At 65.6% G+C, this 17,936-nt stretch carries 16 protein-coding genes; 12 read left to right on the plus strand and 4 right to left on the minus strand.

What is annotated here, in order from left to right:
* The first annotated feature begins 1,020 nt into the window (after window positions 1-1,020).
* Window positions 1,021-3,489: a tetratricopeptide repeat protein gene (locus tag E1284_RS27570; protein ID WP_131943060.1), complete on the plus strand. Its 2,469-nt coding sequence runs from the start codon at window positions 1,021-1,023 to the stop codon at window positions 3,487-3,489.
* Between the two features lie 447 nt (window positions 3,490-3,936).
* On the opposite strand, the gene E1284_RS27575 is transcribed toward E1284_RS27570, so the two are convergent.
* Window positions 3,937-4,698, minus strand: a complete 762-nt coding sequence (locus E1284_RS27575) for a helix-turn-helix domain-containing protein (protein ID WP_131943061.1) — start codon at window positions 4,696-4,698, stop codon at window positions 3,937-3,939.
* A gap of 173 nt (window positions 4,699-4,871) precedes the next feature.
* Here E1284_RS27575 and E1284_RS27580 point away from each other — a divergent pair, with 173 nt between their 5' ends.
* The 3 genes from E1284_RS27580 to E1284_RS27590 all read left to right on the plus strand — a co-directional run bounded on the left by E1284_RS27580 (window position 4,872) and on the right by E1284_RS27590 (window position 6,613).
* Window positions 4,872-5,234: a hypothetical protein gene (locus tag E1284_RS27580; RefSeq protein ID WP_131943062.1), complete on the plus strand. Its 363-nt coding sequence runs from the start codon at window positions 4,872-4,874 to the stop codon at window positions 5,232-5,234.
* 309 nt (window positions 5,235-5,543) lie between these two features.
* A complete protein-coding gene (locus E1284_RS43725) occupies window positions 5,544-5,996 on the plus strand; it encodes a GntR family transcriptional regulator (protein ID WP_131943063.1) in 453 nt (150 codons plus the stop codon).
* 53 nt (window positions 5,997-6,049) lie between these two features.
* Window positions 6,050-6,613: an HD domain-containing protein gene (locus E1284_RS27590; protein WP_131943064.1), complete on the plus strand. Its 564-nt coding sequence runs from the start codon at window positions 6,050-6,052 to the stop codon at window positions 6,611-6,613.
* A 541-nt stretch (window positions 6,614-7,154) separates the two neighbouring features.
* On the opposite strand, the gene E1284_RS27595 is transcribed toward E1284_RS27590, so the two are convergent.
* Window positions 7,155-7,631 (minus strand): NUDIX hydrolase, encoded by a 477-nt coding sequence (locus tag E1284_RS27595; protein WP_131943065.1) that lies wholly within the window; start codon window positions 7,629-7,631, stop codon window positions 7,155-7,157.
* Window position 7,632: 1 nt separating this feature from the next.
* Window positions 7,633-8,376: a helix-turn-helix domain-containing protein gene (locus E1284_RS27600; protein ID WP_131943066.1), complete on the minus strand. Its 744-nt coding sequence runs from the start codon at window positions 8,374-8,376 to the stop codon at window positions 7,633-7,635.
* Window positions 8,377-8,554: 178 nt separating this feature from the next.
* Here E1284_RS27600 and E1284_RS27605 point away from each other — a divergent pair, with 178 nt between their 5' ends.
* The 7 genes from E1284_RS27605 to E1284_RS27635 all read left to right on the plus strand — a co-directional run bounded on the left by E1284_RS27605 (window position 8,555) and on the right by E1284_RS27635 (window position 14,406).
* Window positions 8,555-8,779, plus strand: coding sequence for a hypothetical protein (locus tag E1284_RS27605; protein ID WP_131943067.1), 225 nt, complete (start codon window positions 8,555-8,557; stop codon window positions 8,777-8,779).
* Window positions 8,780-8,938: 159 nt separating this feature from the next.
* On the plus strand, window positions 8,939-9,127 hold the full coding sequence (locus E1284_RS27610) for a hypothetical protein (protein WP_131943068.1): 189 nt from the start codon (window positions 8,939-8,941) through the stop codon (window positions 9,125-9,127).
* 28 nt (window positions 9,128-9,155) lie between these two features.
* Window positions 9,156-9,500 carry a hypothetical protein gene (locus tag E1284_RS27615; RefSeq protein WP_131943069.1) on the plus strand — a complete coding sequence of 115 codons (345 nt, stop codon included), beginning with the start codon at window positions 9,156-9,158 and terminating at the stop codon, window positions 9,498-9,500.
* Between the two features lie 59 nt (window positions 9,501-9,559).
* A complete protein-coding gene (locus tag E1284_RS27620; protein WP_243714780.1) occupies window positions 9,560-11,296 on the plus strand; it encodes an FtsK/SpoIIIE domain-containing protein in 1,737 nt (578 codons plus the stop codon).
* Window positions 11,297-11,453: 157 nt separating this feature from the next.
* On the plus strand, window positions 11,454-11,633 hold the full coding sequence (locus E1284_RS27625) for a helix-turn-helix domain-containing protein (protein WP_067635957.1): 180 nt from the start codon (window positions 11,454-11,456) through the stop codon (window positions 11,631-11,633).
* 119 nt (window positions 11,634-11,752) lie between these two features.
* Window positions 11,753-12,898, plus strand: a complete 1,146-nt coding sequence (locus E1284_RS27630; protein WP_165965449.1) for a site-specific integrase — start codon at window positions 11,753-11,755, stop codon at window positions 12,896-12,898.
* Between the two features lie 263 nt (window positions 12,899-13,161).
* Window positions 13,162-14,406 (plus strand): cytochrome P450, encoded by a 1,245-nt coding sequence (locus tag E1284_RS27635; RefSeq protein WP_131943072.1) that lies wholly within the window; start codon window positions 13,162-13,164, stop codon window positions 14,404-14,406.
* A gap of 59 nt (window positions 14,407-14,465) precedes the next feature.
* Here E1284_RS27635 and E1284_RS27640 read toward each other — a convergent pair whose 3' ends face one another.
* Window positions 14,466-16,088, minus strand: a complete 1,623-nt coding sequence (locus tag E1284_RS27640) for an SAM-dependent methyltransferase (protein WP_131943073.1) — start codon at window positions 16,086-16,088, stop codon at window positions 14,466-14,468.
* 383 nt (window positions 16,089-16,471) lie between these two features.
* Here E1284_RS27640 and E1284_RS27645 point away from each other — a divergent pair.
* Window positions 16,472-17,936: SAM-dependent methyltransferase (locus E1284_RS27645; protein ID WP_165965450.1), on the plus strand; the 1,465-nt coding region annotated here is incomplete at its 3' end.

The following is a 17,936-nucleotide window of genomic DNA, read 5'->3' on the forward strand; positions in this document are numbered from 1 at the left end:
CCGGATGATCTGCTGCAGCCGGCGCCCCTCGTCCTGGGTCAACCGCCGTGCTCTGACTGGCTCTGCCACCAGCCCGCCCCTCTCTCGATAACGACCTGTCGTCATCGAGGGTGGAGCCGATCAACCTCCCCGTCCCAGCCCCTGGCCGGCGTGTCACCCAACCCGGTGGACGTTTGTGGTCACCGCACTAGCCGAGAAGCACAACATCGACCGGCGCAGGGTCAAGCAAATCCTCTCAGCGGTCATCCAGAGCTGATCAGGATCACAGGAGCAGACGCCCAAGCTAGGAACATCACCTGCGCGGTGGCGCACGGAACGACGCCTCGTCTGCGCGGTCCCACATGCGCAACCAGGTTGTTCGGCAACCGAACCAGCGGGATTAGCTTCGCCGATGGGACGTGAGGCTGAGGTTCGGATGGCCAGATCCTGCCATCTGCTGTCGCGCAGCCTTGGTGGCAACGTGGCGGCAAATGATCAGAGGCCGGTTTGGGGTCTCCCCTAAACCGGCCTCTGACCTGTGTGTTCTCTTGAAGCTGAGGAGACCTAGACCCGAACCCGCCCCTCGAAGGCAGCACACCCGAGCGCCGACCTGCGCTGAAATGGCCTAGGGCTTCACCCGCCATGCTTCATCGGCCCGTCATGGACCGAGCGTCGAGCGATGCCCCGCCTGCCAACCGGCTGAAGGTTGTGCGTCAGACCAGATGAATGACCAGCATCGTCACAGCCTCGGCTGAGCCGGACGCCAGTCCTCCCAAGACTGCACACAAGATCATGACTCGCTCGCGTCGTTTGAAGCCCCTCACCACAGGTTCCCTTCTCTCGTCCCTTGGTCCGGTGGCGACAGTCGAGCGCATGGCCGTGAGGTCCGGCTATACAGTCGGACGAACCCGGAGAGAAGCAGCGCGTGTCACATCAAGAAGGCAAGCTAGTTACCTGGGTGCTAGTACTGAGAGCCAGTCGGCTCGCGGTCCGGCCGGAGTGCGAGCCGGCCGCCGGACGACTGCGTGGAGAGGTGATGCCATGAAAGCGGTCGAGCCTGATGCCGTGAACACCGCTAAGGAGTTCGCGGCAGCCCTTGATCAACTACGGGGCGGACTGTCATACGGGGAGCTCGACCGCAAGGCTCGAAACCTCAGGCCGATCAACGGAAGGGCGAGACGTCTTCCGAAGAGCACTCTTGGGGATCTACTCAACGAGGGTAGGACTTCGGAGGAGACACTTCGAACATATCTCGCGGCATGCGAGGTCCAAGACGAAGTTTTACCGAGCTGGATTGCTGCCTGGATGCACACAAAGAATGCAGGTAGCAAGATTCCCGGATCGGTGAGAGTAGAAGAAGCTCAGGCTATTCACATGGGTGTACACAGGCCGATCACAGCACCGGGTGCAAACTCAGACTTGATGCCCACTTACATACTCCGCGACCTTGACGTAGCACCGTCGGTTGGCCTCAGAAGCATACTCCAAGAAGGCCGGCAGTCGGGGGAATTTATACTACTGGTTGGCGAATCATCAACCGGGAAGACGCGAACGCTATTCGAAGCAGTAAAGGCAGAATTGATAGGATGGCGAATAATCCGCCTTAAGAGCGTCGAAGACTTCGACGAGATAGCCAGCGATCCGCCTCGCCATCACGTCTTATGGCTAGATGAGCTACAAGGCTACCTTAGTGCCGAGCACAGCATTACAGCCGAAAGCATGCTGGCTCTCCTTGAAGCGGGGAACATCGCGGTCGCCACTCTATGGCCCCAGTGGTTCAATCTCTATACGAGTCACCCTCAGGATAAGAAGGACCCATACGTTCACGAGCGCAATCTACTCAAACTAGCGCGCGTTATCCATGTGGCCGAAAGCTTTTCAGCCTCAGAGAACGAGCGTGCCCGAGAAGTAGCAAAGAGTGACGCTCGCGTTCGACTGGCGCTACAGGTAAGTGATTTTGGGTTGACTCAGACGATCGCTGCCGCACCGCAACTGATAGAACGATGGAACAACGCCAACCCTTACGCGCGCGCCGTACTGACCGCCGCGTATGATGCTTTTCGACTCGGCGTCTTCCATCCAATACCGGTAGCATTTCTAAGGGCCGCAGCGGTGGGATATTGCGATGACCGAACCCGGGCGAGAGCTCCCAAGACTTGGTTCGATGACGCCATCGCGTACGCTACCGAAGCCCTGTCTGGCGCCACCGCAGCACTATCACCGATCGCAGTCAAGGATTCAATGGAAGATCTCGAAGGCTTCATTGCGGCAGACTATTTGGCTCAATACATAATTCCCCGTCGCTCGCATTTGTGCCCACCGGAGACTTTTTGGCAAGCTGCAATCTCACACCTTTCACGCGACGACGACATATCCAGACTCGGCGAAAGCGCCAAACGCCGAGCTCGCTTCTACTATGCCGACGAACTCTTTAGGCGGGCCGCTGCTGAAGGCGATGCACTTTCGACTATCGAGCTGGCTGAATCCATGATAAAAAAGGGAGAGGAGTTAGATGCCGTTGATCTACTGAATCCCTTGGTAGAAGCTGGCTACAGCGCCGCTATTTATAGAAGCGCAGATGCCCTCAGAGCGGTTGGTCTCGACGGCGAGGCAGTCAACCTCATGCGCCAGAACATCGACGATGAGGACGAAATAGGGAAATTTGACCTAGGGTTAATTATGTGGGAAGGCGGGAATACTACAGATGCAATCAAGGTATTTGAGCCCTTAGCTGAGGATGGGGATGATGAGGCTGAGGAAAAATTGATGGAGCTCCTCTATCTTGAGCACAGAGTCGAGGATCTAGTCAATTGGACCGCGTCACCCCACCCATACGCGCTCGAATACCTCGCGCATATCGCAGAAGACGAAGGACAGATAGAGGAGTCGCTAGACATTCTGCAATACCTAGTCTCCAATGGAAATGAGCATGTTGTAATTAAGCTGGCAGAGCTTCTTTCAAGAATACATCGAGAAGACGAAGCAATTGCCTTATTGCGCGAAAAGGTGGATCAAGTCGACATAGCATTTCTGGGTGATTTCGTCCAATTTCTGCTGGCGCACAACGAGGTGGCGCTCGTAGAAGAATGGGCGAGCGACGGTCTGCAAGACGCCGTCTACTACCTGGCCCCATACTGGGCGGCTCTCGGGAAAGACAGGGAAGCAATCCAACTCGTCGAAAATTCAACTTTTAACGACTTCATGAAGGGTCGGCTTATTGCCGAGATCTCCATACGAAGAGGGGATGTTCAGACAGCCCTGCAGCTTGTTGACGACGCTGGCAACGACCTAGGACGCGTTGTCATCGCATCATTGGCAGAGGCAGGTGAGATAGATGCAATGATGCATCTTTTCCGGCGCAATGCTGATGCCGGCGAAGCTTCTTCCGTAGCAACGGTTGCCCAGGCACTTTCCAGGTTCGGGCACACCGAGCAAGCTAGAAGGCTCTTCTTTTACGGACTAACGGCCGACGGCACAATCTATACTCCAGGCACCGATACTTCCGAATAGCTTTCAGAGCTGTATTCTCTCGGCGTCCGGCTTGATCCCTTGCCTGCTCTTGGGTGGCGACCTCCTCTTTGAGAGCTTTGACGATCTTGAAGAGGTGTCCATCCTCGGCTAGGAGGATGGGCGGACCGATCGGCTCGAGAAGGCCTCACCAACAGCGACAACACTCATTGCGTATGCTCACACGCCGCGATGACCGACATGCGCCTGTCAAACCGAGGACGAGCATCCTCGGAGCGCAGAGCCAGCCGCAGCCCAACCGTCAGATTGAGCCAACTGCTTCACTCGGCAATCTGTTAGCTAGCTTGCGTGCAGCTTCGGCTCCTGGTTCGGCGCGGGCGCAGTTGTCTGGTTCAAGCTAGGACGGCCCGCAGAGCCCGCACACCTGGTTCGAACCGGGCGGCCACCAGGGACCTGGAACGGCGCCTTCGAAATCTTTGCTGAAAGTACTCATTCCGGAGCGCCTGTCACAAGACGAACCGTGTTCGATGCTCCAGTGCCTGACCAGACGCGGTCGAAGCTTTGTTGGTAGGTGGTGGCCATGTCGGTGGGTTGGGTGCTGCGGAGGTGGAGCACCGGGGAGTGAGATGCGGGGATGCCGTAGGCGTGGGAATTGATCAAGAGGTCGTTGTCGGCTCGGTAGATGGAGTTGTAGAGGACCGTGTCGTGTAGGCGGATCTCTACGTTGTCGAGGTCGCGTAGAGGTTCGTAGAGGACCAGGGCGTTGCGGATCTTGGCTGCTAGGGAGTCTCCTACGCCCTCGTCTGCGCCGCGTTCGGAGATGCGGGGGCCGTCTGGGTTACCGAGGAGGATGCGGACGGCGACGCCGTCTCGGGCCTTATCGGCGATGGTTCGCATGACGCCTTGGTCTTCGGCGAGGAAGAGGCCGGCGTAGGCGAGGATGCCGATGTCATGACGTGCGCTGGCGAAGTGGCGTTGCCAGACGGCTCGGGGGACTGCCCAGCGGTGCGGGTATGTAGCGAGGATTTGGGCGCCCGGTGGTTCGGGGAGCGGGCGCGGTGCGGAGAGCTGGGGCCACAGGTCGTCTGCGGTGTGGTTCAGGAGGGCACAGAGGGTCGCTCGGTGGCGGGGGTAGGGGATGCGGCCAGACAGCCAGCGGCGGACGGTCTTGGGGTCTACGTCGAGACGCTTGGCTACATCGTCTTCGGTTAGTCGGGCCTCTTCGAGGGCTCGCCGCAACAGGTCGTTCACCGGACCTCCCGAGATGCAAGGTAGGACTGACGCTAACAGAAGACGTCCCTAGACGTCCCTAGTTGCCGGTGGAGAGGTCCCGGCCTGCCAACGAGGCTTCTGGACACGCCCGAGGTGCCGCACCTGCGGTTTCTGGGCGGCCAAGTCCCCAAGAACCTCGTTGAGGAGGCCCCATGTCCTTCGACCAGCCCCGTGAGACCGATGCGGAGCCGGCGTCCTTCTCTGGTCTGAGCGTGGCCGAGGCGCGGTTGGCCGCGCTGGGCGCTCACCTGCGCGCACATCGCCTCGTCGTCGAACTGACCTCGACGGGCCTGAAGGTGCGCAATCTGGACGCACCGGGTTGCTGCGACGAGAACCCAGTGCTGTCCGACAAGATCACGTGCCGGCCCTTCGATCGGGACGGCGGTCACCTCTGGTTCTTCGACTCGTCGGGGCACCCGATCACCGAAGCTGAGCGCATCGTCGACACGGTCGTGTGGGTAAAGGGCAGGCTCGCCAATCGAGACGGCCGCTCTGCGGCGGAGGGCACGCTCTGATGGCGCGGCCTGTTGGACGGCATCGGCGCACCTGTTCGCCGCCGGAGCTTTCCCGAAGGAGTGTCAGCCCTCGTCCGCAGACGGACTCGGCGGGGCGGTGGGTTGCTGTCTCCCCCGCGAGCAGCCCCACGCGCCATGTTGCTTCCCGCCCGCCTGTGTCGAGCACCGACGGCGGAGGCGGAAGGCATCGGCGTGGGCTTGCCCGACGCATTCTCGGCGCCTTCGTGGATCTGAGGTGAAGGTCGGAGGTGAGGTGAGGCCCAGAGCAGTCCCCGCTCTGGGCCTCATGCGCGTGAGGTGGGGTGCACGGTGACACGTGCCTCGGGTGTCGCTTACCGAAAGATCGCTGAGGTACTGCGGGGACGTATCGCGGACGGGACCTATCCCGCCGGCGTGCGATTGCCTGGAGAGCATGAGCTGAGCCGAGAGTTCGCCGTTGCTCGTGACACGGTGCGCCGCGCGCTGCGGGTCCTCCAGGACGAGGGGCTGATCACGGTCGTGACGGGACTGGGCAGGTTCGTGCAGTCCGTCCCCGCGGACAGCGTGCGGCCGACCTACGAGCGCATCGCAGCCGATCTCAGGGCCTTGATTGAGAACGGCTCGTTGTCGGTGGGCAGTGTCCTGCCGAGCGAGGCGCGGCTCTGTGAGCGCTACGGCGTCGCGCGGCTTACCGCAAGGCGAGCCCTTGAACAGTTGGAGGCCGCTGGCCTGGTGGAGTGCGTTCACGGTCGGGGACGGTTCGTGCTGCCAAGACGTCCCTAGATGAGCCGTTGGCGTCCGTGGATGTCCAGTGACGTGCCCGTAGCGTCAGAGACATGAACAGCACCGCCGAGTGGGCACGCGAGATCGCACGTCATCACCTCCAGAGCGCGTTGCCGCGCCGGTGGGCGCACACGCAAGGTGTCGCGCGCCAGGCCAGGACTCTCGCGCCTCTACTCGGCGACCGCGCCGACTTGCTTGAGGCCGCCGCTTGGCTGCACGACGTCGGATATGCGCCCGACCTGGTTGTGACCGGGTTCCATCCCCTGGACGGTGCACGCTTTCTGCGGGACGTTCACCAAGCGGACGAGCATCTGTGTCGGCTCGTGGCTCACCACACCTGTGCGGTCGTGGAGGCTCGGGAACGAGGGCTCGTTGACGAGTTGACGAGCGAGTTCGGGACCGAGCCTCCGGAGCTGACGGATTCACTCATCTACTGCGACATGACGACGAGTCCAGACGGCGAGGAGCTGGCGGTAGAGGATCGGCTTTCGGAGATCCTGTCCCGGTACGGTGGCGGTCATCTCGTCTCCCGCTCCATCACTACGTCGTCCCCGTACATCCTGGGCGCCGTTCATCGCGTTCAGGACGAGCTGTCGGCCACCAGATCACACTTCTAGATCTTTCCGAGCGCACTCATAGAATCTATCCCTGGCTGCTCCCGCCGCCCGATAGCATTCATCCCATTCTGCTGGCGTGGTCCGTCGATTCCCTGAGGCGAAATCTGACAGGTCGAAGATAATCGTGTTCCACTCACGGCCGGCGTCGATCGTTTCGCGACTGCCAAGTAACAGGACGGATTCCCATTTTGCTGCTCGCTCAGCAGTAAGTCGCGCGAGTTCTACCAGCCCGGTGTCAATATCCACATCCTCAAAGCGTCCATCAACGTAGCCGCGCATTTTGGCTAGTCGGGACGAGATGGAAGCCACGTTCTTGAGTGCGTGCGCGTACTCTGCGTACGCCTTACGACGCTCTTCGTCCCAGCGAGTGCTATGCTGCCGCTTCCATCGGGCCTTTTCGGTTTGGCTTGTGGCTAGGTAGGATCCAGCTGCACCTACCACAACGCCCAAAAGAGCTGGAAGTTGGTCAACGAATCCGGGCATATGACGCTCGCCAGCCCTCTCGCGTGATCGCCTGAGCGATCTCGTTGAACCGAGTCACTCACATGATGATTGGCTTCTGCGGTTTCTCCAGATAGTGGCAGATGCGGACTCGCATTGACCGGTCCATCTGGCGGTTCGTTGCTTCGACGGCAGGAACCCAGAGGACCTCGCGAGACTCGTCGCTTGGGCGAGGTTCGCCGCCCGTGGGGCGCCCTGTGAGCATGATCGAGAACTCTTGGCGGACCTCGTCGTTGCTCGTGTAGTGGATGAGGTGCTTGGGGTCTGAGTAGATCCCGACGAGGCCGGTGATCTCGCAGTCGACGCCGGTCTCTTCTTTGGTCTCGCGGATCGCGGCCTGTGCGACGGATTCGCCCAGGTCGATCGCACCTCCCGGTACGGCCCAGTTGTCGTTATCCGTGCGGCGAATCATGAGGATGTCGCCGTTGTCGTTGGCGACTACGACGTTGACAGACGGGACGAGGCTGTTGGCTTTGGGGGCGTTGGGGTCGTCGTAGTAGTCGATCCTGCGGCCCATGTCAGTCCCCCGGTATGGGTGTGGCGTTTTCCCAGACGCGTTCGAAGCTGTCGAGGTAGGTGTTCACCAGGTCTCCGCCGGCTATGCGGCGCAGGTGCCAGACGGGGGCGAGTGCGGCTGTGATGCCGTAGACGTGGGTGTTGACCAAGAGCTGGTCGTCGGCGCGGTAGATGGAGTTGTAGAGCACCGTGTTGTGGTAGCGGAACTCGACGCCGTCTTGTTTGCGCAGGTTCTTGTAGAGGACGAGGGCGTTGCGGATTTTGGCGGCTTGGGCGTCGCCTACGCCTTCGTCTGCGCCTCGTTCGGCTACCTGGGGGCTGTCGGGGTCGCCGAGGAGGATGCGGACGCGGACGCCTGCTTGGGCTTTCTCGGCGAAGGTGCGTTGGATGCCGGAGTCTTCGGAGAGGAAGAGGCCGGAGTAGACCAGGACGCCGATGTCTTCTTTGGCTGTGGCGAACAGACGTCCCCATGCGTCCCTGGGGACCATGGTGCGGCGCGGGTAGATGGTGACCAGTTCGCTGCTGGAGGCCGCGGTGACTTGCTCGTTGGTGAGCGCGTCGGGCCACAGGAACGTCTCGTCCACGCCTAGACGTGAAGCCACTGCGTAGCGGTGCCGCCGGTAGGGGGTGCGGTCCTTGGTGATCCACCGTTCCACGGTCTTTTGGTCGACGCCGATCGACTCTGCGAGCGTGGCGATGGTCAGGCCCTGCTCTAGCAGTGTGGCGCGTAGGCGTTCGTTCGGCATGCACCCGTCCGGATCGCGGGACGTCCTGGGACGCGGTCAACCCTATGAGGACGTCATGAACACGTCCAGTCATGTAGTGATCTCGTCCCGCTGGTCACGCGCACTCTCTTTCTCGTAGCCCGCTGAAGGCCCGAGCCGCCCCCGCCGGACACGGGCCGTACGAGAGGAGTGATCGCACATGATCCTCGTTCTGGCATCGATCATCGCCGTGTTCCTCGCCGGTTCCACCTGCGGCATCTTCGCCATGCTCGTCATCGGCATCCACGCCGAGGAGCGCCGCGTGATGCGGAGCCGCTCCCACCCGTCCCATCCCGAGTCGACGCGCGCCGGCGCGGTATCGCGGCGGCTGCTCACCACGCGCACGTGTGACGAGGTCCCGACGCGCGTTCCGGCGGGTCGATGAGCGTGCGGATGCCGCGCCTCATCACCGGTCACCGCTGCCCGTGCGGCGCGCGCGTCGACCCCGGCAACCGCAGGTGCCGCAAGTGCCGCGCTCGCGCCCGTTGGCTGCGGCGCGGGCGCGGCTACCGGCACCCCGAGATGTGGCCGGAGGGGTGAGCGCGTGAACGTCTCGATTCCGCTGGTCGCCATCCTCGGCGCGGTGGTGTGGCTCGCGTGGCGCTACATGGGCCTGCGCGCGTGGCACGTCGCGGTGTGCCTGCTGTTCGGGTTCTTCCTCGCCGCGACCAGCGCCGCGCCGGAGATCCGCCGGCTGGTGACCGTGCTCGTCCAGTCCCTCTCTCAGAACTGACGTCCCGCTGGAAGGGAGTGATGCCCCAGTGCCCGACATCCCTCAGCACGTCAAGATCGACCTTCAGGGGGTCCGTGCCCGCAACCTCGCCGCCCGAGAAATCGTCTCCTCCCTGTCGGAGGCCATGCCCTACATCGCCGATCTGTGGCTTCGCCTCAACTCCGCGCTCGCCGACTCCCCCACCCTGGTCTCCGAACTGTCCCGGCTCACAGCCGAACTGGTGAAGGCGCGCCGTGACCGCGCGAACCTAGCAGCGGCAGGGCGCGCCACCCACAAAGCCGCACGCGACGCCGATCCCGATCCCCTGTACTACCTGCGCGACGAACTGCGCGCGCAAGGGCATCTGCCGCCGGAGGCGTGGGGGCGTTCATGAGCCGGTCACGGCAGATGCGGCGGCACGCACAGAAGTTGCGCCGCAACGGAGTTCAGCCAATGGTCATCATCGACCGTGACGACCAGTTCCCCGACATCGCCGCTGTGCTGGTGGCTCGGGCACTGTGGCGGTACCGGTCCGAACTCGCTCCGCTGTATCTGGTGACCGCGCTCGTTGTCTCGGGCCTCGTCCTGCACGCGGCTCGTCCGCAGTGGTGGCCGTACCTGCTCGTCCTCGCGACGGCGGCCGCCTGGGTAGTGGCGATGTTCGGGGATCGGTTCGGGCTCACCTTGCGCATGGAACGGCTGTACGGCGCGGCCGTGGTCATGGGTGCCGGTGGGTGGCTGGCTGCGGTGACAGGGCTCGGTATCGCGTTCTCGCCGCTCCCCCAGGTGCTCGCCGTGGGTGGGTTCGTGCTCGCCGTGCCGTGGTGGGTGCATCGGCGCCGGCGCGCCAAGGTGCGTGTTGACCGGCAGATTGCTGCATGGCCTGAAATCGCGCAGTCGATCGGGCTCGCCGGCTCCCGAGCGCAGTCCGCCGTGGTGGACGTGTGGGGATGGCGCGCGCGCTTCGCCCTCGCCCGTGGCCAGACCATCCAGGACGTCACCGCGAAAGTGCCCGCGATCGAATCAGCGCTCGGGACGTTCCGCGGCGCGGTGCGCGTCTTCCCCACGCGCGACGACAAAGCCAACCGGTTCGAACTCCGAGTGCTCAACACCGACCCGCACGCCGACGCGATCCCATGGCCTGGACCGTCCGTCTCCTCCATTACCGAGCCGATCGACCTCGGGCCGTTCGAAGACGCGACCAGCGCGCGTGTTCTGCTGCTGCGACGGCATGGGCTCATCGGAGGCGTGGCCGGCTCGGGAAAGAGCGGCGGGATCAACGTCCTGATGGGCAACCTCAGCGCGTGCCGCGACGTGGTCATCTGGGCCATCGACCTCAAGCGCGGCATGGAGTTGCAGCCGTGGGCGTCCTGTATCGATCGGCTCGCCACCACACCCGAGCAAGCCCGCGCCATGCTGCGCGATGCCGTGACGATCCTTGAGGCACGCGCCGAGTGGCTCACCGCGAACGGCCGGCGCGTCTGGGATCCGGCACCCGATTTGCCCGCGCTCGTCATCGTCGTGGACGAGTACGCCGAACTCGCCGACGACGCACCCGACGCAGCGAGCGACACCGACTCGATCGCGCGCCGTGGGCGTGCGGTCGCCGTGACGCTCATCGCGGCCACGCAGCGACCCACACAGAAGGCCATGGGCAAGGGCGCCGTCCGCTCGCAAATGGACGTCCGGGTGAGCTTCCGCGTCCGCGAACGCAAAGACGTCGACCTCATCCTTGGACAAGGGATGCTCAACGCCGGATGGCACGCCCACACCCTCAACGCACCCGGCAAGTTCCTGCTGTCCGCACCCGAACACGACACACCCCGACGAGGCCGCGCCTACCTGCTCACCGACAACGCCGTCAGCGAGGCCGCACAACGACACGAGGCCCTGCGGCCCGTCCTGGACGAGGTCTCACGGCGCGCGCTGGACGAAGCCAGTACACCGCTTCTGCAGCCCGTCTCAGCGGCTTCCGTACCGCTGAGGCCATCCAGGGAAGACCGCGCCGAGAGCGTCCTGAGAGAGGCTCTAGAGGGCGCGCCGGACGAAGGGCTTCCGATCGCTCACCTACTCATGATCACCGAGATGAGCCGGCCGACCCTCTACCGGCGCCTCAACGAGCTGGTGAAGACCGGCCGCGCCGTCCAGGTCGGTCGAGGCCGCTACAAGGCGGCCGACCACACTCCGTGATCGTCTCAACGTCTCGTCTCACGCGCGCGCCTGCACGTAAGGAGCCGCGAGACGTCCGTGAGACGAGACGGAGACGACCACCGTCCGCAACCAAGGAGATGATCACCGACCCACATCACGCACGCCCCCGGCACACCGCCTCGGGCGAGAGGAGGTGGTGACCGTGCAGGCGTACACCGTCGAGCAAGTGGCCGAGATCCTCAACATCGGCCGAGACAAGGTCTACTTCCTGATCCGCACCGGCCAACTCCACAGCATCAAGATCGGCAAGCTGCGCCGCATCACTGACCGGCATATCGCCGAGTTCGTCACCTCCCTCGAAGAGGCCAATCGCTGACAACCGCTGGGAGGTCCGTCCCGCACATGACCGCGAACGGACCTCCCACACGAGGGACGTCTAGGGACGTCTTGAGTTATGGTCGGTGGTGACCTCGACCGATACGAGGAGGGATCCGGTTGGCGAAGATCCTCATCGGCAAGTACGAGGGGACGATCTACGAGGAGGGCGACGGGTACACCGGCGCCATCTCGCTCGGGTTCGGCCCGGACGGTAAGCGCAAGCGGCTCAAGAGGAAGGGACGGACGAAGACAGAGGTCAAGGACAAGCTCAGGCAAGCCGTCGAAGACCTCAGCAAGGGCGTCAAGACGGAGCGCAACTACTACGTGGAAGACGCGGTGAACGAGTTCCTCGCCGCGTTCGCCAAGACCGGCAAGTCACCGGCAACGAGCGAGGTCTACCGGTCGCTCGCCACACACCAACTCGTCCCGTTCATCGGCCGGACGCGCCTCAAGGAACTCACGGCCGACGCCGTCGAGACGTGGCTCAACGGACGAGCGGAGCACCTCACCTCGTCCTCGCTCGGCATCGTTCACAGCGTCCTCAAGCGGTCGATCCGCAGAGCGGCGCGTCGCGACAGGATCGCGCGGAACGTCGCCGAACTGGTGGACACGCCGAACGGCAAGGCAGGTCGCAAGTCGCGTTCGCTAAGCCTCGCGCAGGCGAAGGCTCTCCTGGACGAGGCGAGCAAACCCGAACACCGTCTTGGCGCGTACATCATCCTCGCCGTCATGTCCGGGCTCCGGACGGAGGAACTCCGCACGCTCAAATGGAGTGATGTCGACCTCGACAAGGCCACCGTCTACGTCCTGCGCGCCGATCGGCACAAGGGCGAGACCAAGACGACGCTGAGCCGTCGCGGTCTCGGCATCGCGGACATGGCCGTTGACGCGCTCCGCAGCCTCAAGACGAGGCAGGCGGCGGAGCGTCTCAAGGCCGGCGAGGCGTACCAGGAACACGACCTCGTGTTCTGCCATGAGGACGGACGGCCCTACGCGGCGCAACACGTCCGGTACCGGTTCGCCAAGGTGCTCAAAGCGGCGGACCTCAACCCGCGCGAGTGGTGCCCGCGCGAACTGCGGCACACGTTCGTGTCCATCATGAGTGACCACGACGTGCCCATAGAGAAGATCAGCATCCTCGTCGGGCACTCCAGCACGAAGATCACCGAGACCGTCTACCGCCACCAGCTCAAGCCCGAGATCCGCGACGGCGCCGAGCACATGAACGACATCTTCGCCAGCAAGACCTTCAAGTCCGCCTAGGCGCGTGGCTCCCGTGTTGGCTCCCCGAGACCCTCGACAGACTCAGCGCACTCCCCCACCTGCGGCGCCACAAGCTCCAGCCGTGGGCCTCACTTAGGGAAGGGCTCACCCGCTCTTATTCGGAGGCCGTGCGGCGCGTTGGTGACCTGGGATTTGACGGTTAATAGATCGGGGTCTCCTACCGTGCGTGCGCCAGGGTCGGCTGCGCAGGCGCCCCTGGCTCATTGGCGACATCCGACCCCATCCAGCCGAGGAGTATGGACATGGCCGATTCGGGGCAGCCCGAACTGATCCACCCCGAGCAGACCGCCGCCGCGGGGGTCGTCGACGAGCGGGGCGTCCCCCGGGTCGACTTCGGTGCGATCCCGATGCAGGAGGACCGCACCGCGGCCTACCGGATGCTGCTGGCGCACGGGCCGGTGGTGGGCACGGGCCCGAACATGTACGCGGTCGTCTCGCGCGCGGAAGTCGACAGCGGCCTGAACAGCCCGGACGTCTTCAAGTCCGAGATCGTCCGCGAGAAGGTGGGGTGCCCGGTTCCGCTCGTCCCGGTCGACATCAACCCGCCGGACCACGACCGGATCCGCAGAGTTCTCAAGCCGTACTTCAGCCGGGCCGCGATGGCCGGGCTGGAACCGGGGCTGATGGCCTTCGCCGACCGGCTGATCAAGGAGGCCACCGCGGACGGGTCCTGCGACGTCGTCGCCGACCTGGCCGTCCCGCTGTCCGCTCACGCGTTCCTGGAGCTCTTCGGGCTGCCGGTGGAGGACAAGGAGCGCATCGTCGCCTGGAAGGACCAGATCCTCGGCGGCACCACCCTGGAGCTCACCGGTCCGGGCCGGGACGCGCAGACCGCGGCCGACGAGCTGACCGACTACCTCCGGCGCCATCTGGCGCGGCCCGGGGCCGGAGCGGTCCGCCCGGACGCGCTGCTGGCCCAGTTGCCGGCGGGCGCCGGCGAGGAGGCCCTGAGCCCGGACGAGGTGCTCGGCCTGGCCTGGCTGTGCGTGATGGCCGGGTTCGACACCATTGTCGGCGCCATCGGCACGGCGTTCGCCCGGCTCGCCGCGGAGCCGCGGCTGCGCCGCCAGGTCGCCGCGGATCCCGCCGTCGTCCCCGCCGCCGTGGAGGAGCTGGTGCGGCTCGACCCGCCCGCGCCGTTCCTCCCCCGCGTCGCGGCCCGGGACACCCGGGTCGCCGGCCATCTGATCCCCGCCGGCGCGCAGGTGAACTTCTGCGTCGGGTCCGCGAACCGCGACCTTCCCGACGCCGAGCGGCCGGATGAGGCCGACTTCGCCCGGACCGGCCGGAACCTGTCCTTCGGGTACGGGCGGCATCTGTGCCTGGGCATCCATCTGGCCCGGCTGGAGCTCACGGTGATGCTGCGCGCCTGGCACCGCCGCATCCCCGAATACCGACTCGCCGAGGACGCCCGTACCGCCATCCAGTGGCCGCACAGCGGGGTGCGGATCGACCGCCTTCCCCTGGTCTTCCCCGTCCCCGCCTGACACGCGGCCGATCGGCCGGCCGCCGCGGATCCGGCGGCCGGCCGGATGCGCCGGGCCGGTCAGATGCGCCGCGTGTCCGGCCCCGGTTTCCAGGCCACCGCGCACACGACCCGCTGGTTCGCCAGCTCCGGCAGGGTGCCGGAGGGCCGCCAGTGCTGGCAGTCGATGATGCCGGGCGGTACGACCTGCAGGCCCTGGAGCCACGTCACGATCTCGCTCTGGGAGCGGGGGTGGAAGAACGGGACGTGCTCGCGGCTCACCGTCACCACCTTCTCGGGCAGGCCCTCCGAGACCACCGTCGAGACCACCAGGTAGCTGCCCGGCGCCATCGCGCCGACGTAGGCGGCCATGACGCCGGTGACGTCGTCGGGCAGCAGATGCAGGACGCTGGTCACGAGCACGCCGACGGGCCTGGAGAAGTCGATCACCCGGCGCATCTCCGGAGCGCCGAGGACCGCGGAGGTGTCGCGCAGATCGGCTTCCACGAACGCGGTCTTCGTCGGATCGTCGATCACGCCCCGGGTGTGGGTGCCGACAACGGGATCGTTATCGACGTAGACCAGCCGGGCATGGGGGACGACTTCGCGGGCGACCGGCAGCACCTGCCCGTTGTCGGGGAGCCCCGCACCGATATCGATCCACTGCTCGATGCCCGCCGCGGCGATCTCGCGGATGGCGCGGCGCCTGAAATCGTGATGCTGCGTCACCAGATCCCTGAGTCCGGGAACCTGCTTCTCCACCGCGGCGGCCGCGCACCGGTCCGCCTCGTAGTTGTCCTTCCCTCCCAGCAGCACGTTGATGATGCGCGCAACGACCGGGCGGTCGGTGACAAGCGGAGGAGCGGGAGTGTAATCCGGATCGTCGCCGGCCAGCCCATCCCAGGGGCTGCGGTTCGGGCTGCGCATCGGCTGGGGCGCCAGATCCGGGTCATCGGCTGCGATCTGAGCGGCCAGGCGCTTCAGCAGGTGCCCCGGCTCGGCGTCGGAGCAGGCCTCACGGTGCAGCAGCTCCCGCATCTCCTCGTAAACACGCAGCGCCTTCGCCTTGCCGCCATTGCGGTAGAGGGCGAGCATCAGCCACCGTCGCAGATGCTCGTCCCACGGATCAGCGGCCACCCATCCCTTGAGGTAAGGCAGGACGTCATCGTGCTCTCCCAGCGATAGGCGCAGCTCCGCCAGGGCGTTCCAGGCACTTTTCACCTCCTTCAGCACCCGTTCGATATTGATGACCAGCAGCGTGTCGGCCTTCGGCCTGTCCGGCACCGGGTCCGCATCACCGCACAGATCAACGGCCTGCTGGTAGAGACGCGCGGCCTCCCGCGTATTGCGGGTACGCGCCGCTTCGCCCCGCTGGACGAGTTCCCGGAACCGCCACAGGTCGACCTCGTCGTCCCCGCGCCTGAGCCGCAGCGAGTGCCCCTGGGTGAGATGCCGTTCGCCATTGGTGACGACACGGCCGCCGGGGAAACGCCGCCTGAGCCTCCAGACCAGCGTGTTGACGTCCTTGCGGTGGTCCTTCTCGTCATCGCCCCAGACCACCCGCTGTATCTCCTCCGGAGCGAGGGGTCTGTCGGCCACGAGCCACGCGGACACGAGAAGCCGCATCTGCTCAGGCAGCACCTCCAGGCCGCCCTGCGGACCATCGGCCACGGCGACAGGGCCCCCGAGCACCCGCACGTACATGCTCCTCCTTGCCGCAACGGTGAACGCCGCTTCGACCGGGCCCCTCCGCCGACCCCGTCCTGGACCCCGGGAAGCTATCGCCACGCGATCAAATTTCGATCAACGCGGCGGCGCAGGCCGCCTTCTCCAGCCGCCGCCACGCGCCCCCGCAGGGCGCAGGCCTGCCCGACCTGATGAAACGCGCACCACGTCGCACCGGAAAGACCCCGCCACCGCACGGATAACAATCCGGTAGCCGGACGCGTGAATCCGGCAGGCCCGCCGCTCAGTAGATCAGCAGAAGATCAGCGGGCCTTACGGTCGCCGCAGAACCCGCCTCTCACTTCCGCGCCGCCACCCCGCCGATGCCCCTCCGTACACGCTCCCCCAAGAGGTGCCCTCCGATGCAGATCGAGATCCTGGGCGGTCTGAGGATCAAAGACGACCACGGCCGTGAGATCACCCTGGACGGGCGCCGTCCTCGCCTCCGCTCCCGGAATCTGATCTTCGTGCTGGCCTACCAGCCGTGGGATCCGGCCCTGTCGGCCGAGGAGCTCGGGCAGCTGCTGTGGGAAGGCGACCAGGCCGGTCCCTCCGCGCTGGCCTCGCTCGTACGCACCACCCGCCAGTGGCTCCCGGCCGACTGCCTGATCACCACGACCGGCGACGACGGCCGGGACCGCTACCAGGTGCCGCGCGGAGCCGCCCACCGCGTCGACGTCGACGACTGGCGGCAGGCCGTCGCACTCGCCGAGCGCGCGCGAGACGGCGGCGATCTGGACACCGCCGTCCGGCGCTATGACGAGGCCCTCGACCTCTGGCAGCGCAGCGACTGGGCCGACCCGCTGCCCGACATGCCCGGCACCCCCGCGATGCAGGACGAGCGCGAACTCCTCCTGCAGCAGCTGCGGGACGTCTCCGCACGCTATGTCGAGGCCCGCATGGACACCGGCGACCGCTCGCTCGCCCTCGCCGACCGGATCCGCGACCTGATGACCCGCCAGCCCGTCGACTCCCGGCTGATCGGCCGGCACATGATGGTCCTCTACCAGGCCGGCCGCAAAGAGGCGGCGCTGGCCGCCTACGAGGACGCGACCCGCGTCTTCGACACCGCGTTCGACACGGCTTCCGACGCCTCGCCCGACCTCGAACCCGCCCGCCTGTACGGCCGGATCCTGCGGGACGATCCGGGGCTGCGCTGGTCCCCGCTGACCGCTTCCCCGCCGCGGCGGGCGCGCGCGGTCCTGACGACCGGCGGCCTTTCGGCCCGGGGTGTCCACGACGCGGCCCTGGGCGGCAAGGACAACACCCAGGCCGACCGCGATCTGCTCGACACCCTCACCCTGGAGGTCGGTGACGGCTACCGGGAGGCCCTGGTCGACAGCCGCCACGCCTTGGCCGGCATCGTCGAGCGCTGCCGCAGGGCGGGCATCCGCCAATGGCTCGACCTCGGTTCGGGGATGCCCGCCCCACCACCGCACCGGCAGGTCCACGAGATCGCGCGGGACGCGCCGGCCGGGCCCGCACGGGTCCTGTACATCGACAACGACCCCGTCGTGGCCGTCCACGCCGGCGCGCTCATGGCCGACTACAGGGACGTCGTCTTCCGGCAGGCCGACCTGACCGACGCAGCCGAGGTGCTCTACGAGGCGCGGCAGCTCTTCGACCTGCGCCGGCCCGTCGCGGTCCTGGCCGCCGGGAGCCTGCCGCACGTCGGCCGGGCCGACCGCGACCTCGGCACCGCCGAACTCGCCGAGGTCCTCGGCGCCTACATGGACGCGCTCCCGGACGGCAGTGTCCTGGCCATCACCCACGTGACCGGCGACCGGCTCGCCCCCGGCCTCCGCCCGCATCTGGACGCCACCGTCC

This window comes from Actinomadura bangladeshensis (assembly GCF_004348335.1).
Taxonomy (GTDB): domain Bacteria; phylum Actinomycetota; class Actinomycetes; order Streptosporangiales; family Streptosporangiaceae; genus Spirillospora; species Spirillospora bangladeshensis.

Bases quoted from the DNA above. Each gene is read 5' to 3' on its own strand.
- E1284_RS27605 (WP_131943067.1), top strand. From the start codon at position 8,555: ATGATCCTCGTTCTGGCATCGATCATCGCCGTGTTCCTCGCCGGTTCC.
- E1284_RS27600 (WP_131943066.1), bottom strand. From the start codon at position 8,376: ATGCCGAACGAACGCCTACGCGCCACACTGCTAGAGCAGGGCCTGACC.
- E1284_RS27595 (WP_131943065.1), bottom strand. From the start codon at position 7,631: ATGGGCCGCAGGATCGACTACTACGACGACCCCAACGCCCCCAAAGCC.
- E1284_RS27580 (WP_131943062.1), top strand. From the start codon at position 4,872: ATGTCCTTCGACCAGCCCCGTGAGACCGATGCGGAGCCGGCGTCCTTC.
- E1284_RS27620 (WP_243714780.1), top strand. From the start codon at position 9,560: ATGGTCATCATCGACCGTGACGACCAGTTCCCCGACATCGCCGCTGTG.
- E1284_RS27570 (WP_131943060.1), top strand. From the start codon at position 1,021: ATGAAAGCGGTCGAGCCTGATGCCGTGAACACCGCTAAGGAGTTCGCG.
- E1284_RS27590 (WP_131943064.1), top strand. From the start codon at position 6,050: ATGAACAGCACCGCCGAGTGGGCACGCGAGATCGCACGTCATCACCTC.
- E1284_RS27635 (WP_131943072.1), top strand. From the start codon at position 13,162: ATGGCCGATTCGGGGCAGCCCGAACTGATCCACCCCGAGCAGACCGCC.
- E1284_RS27640 (WP_131943073.1), bottom strand. From the start codon at position 16,088: ATGTACGTGCGGGTGCTCGGGGGCCCTGTCGCCGTGGCCGATGGTCCG.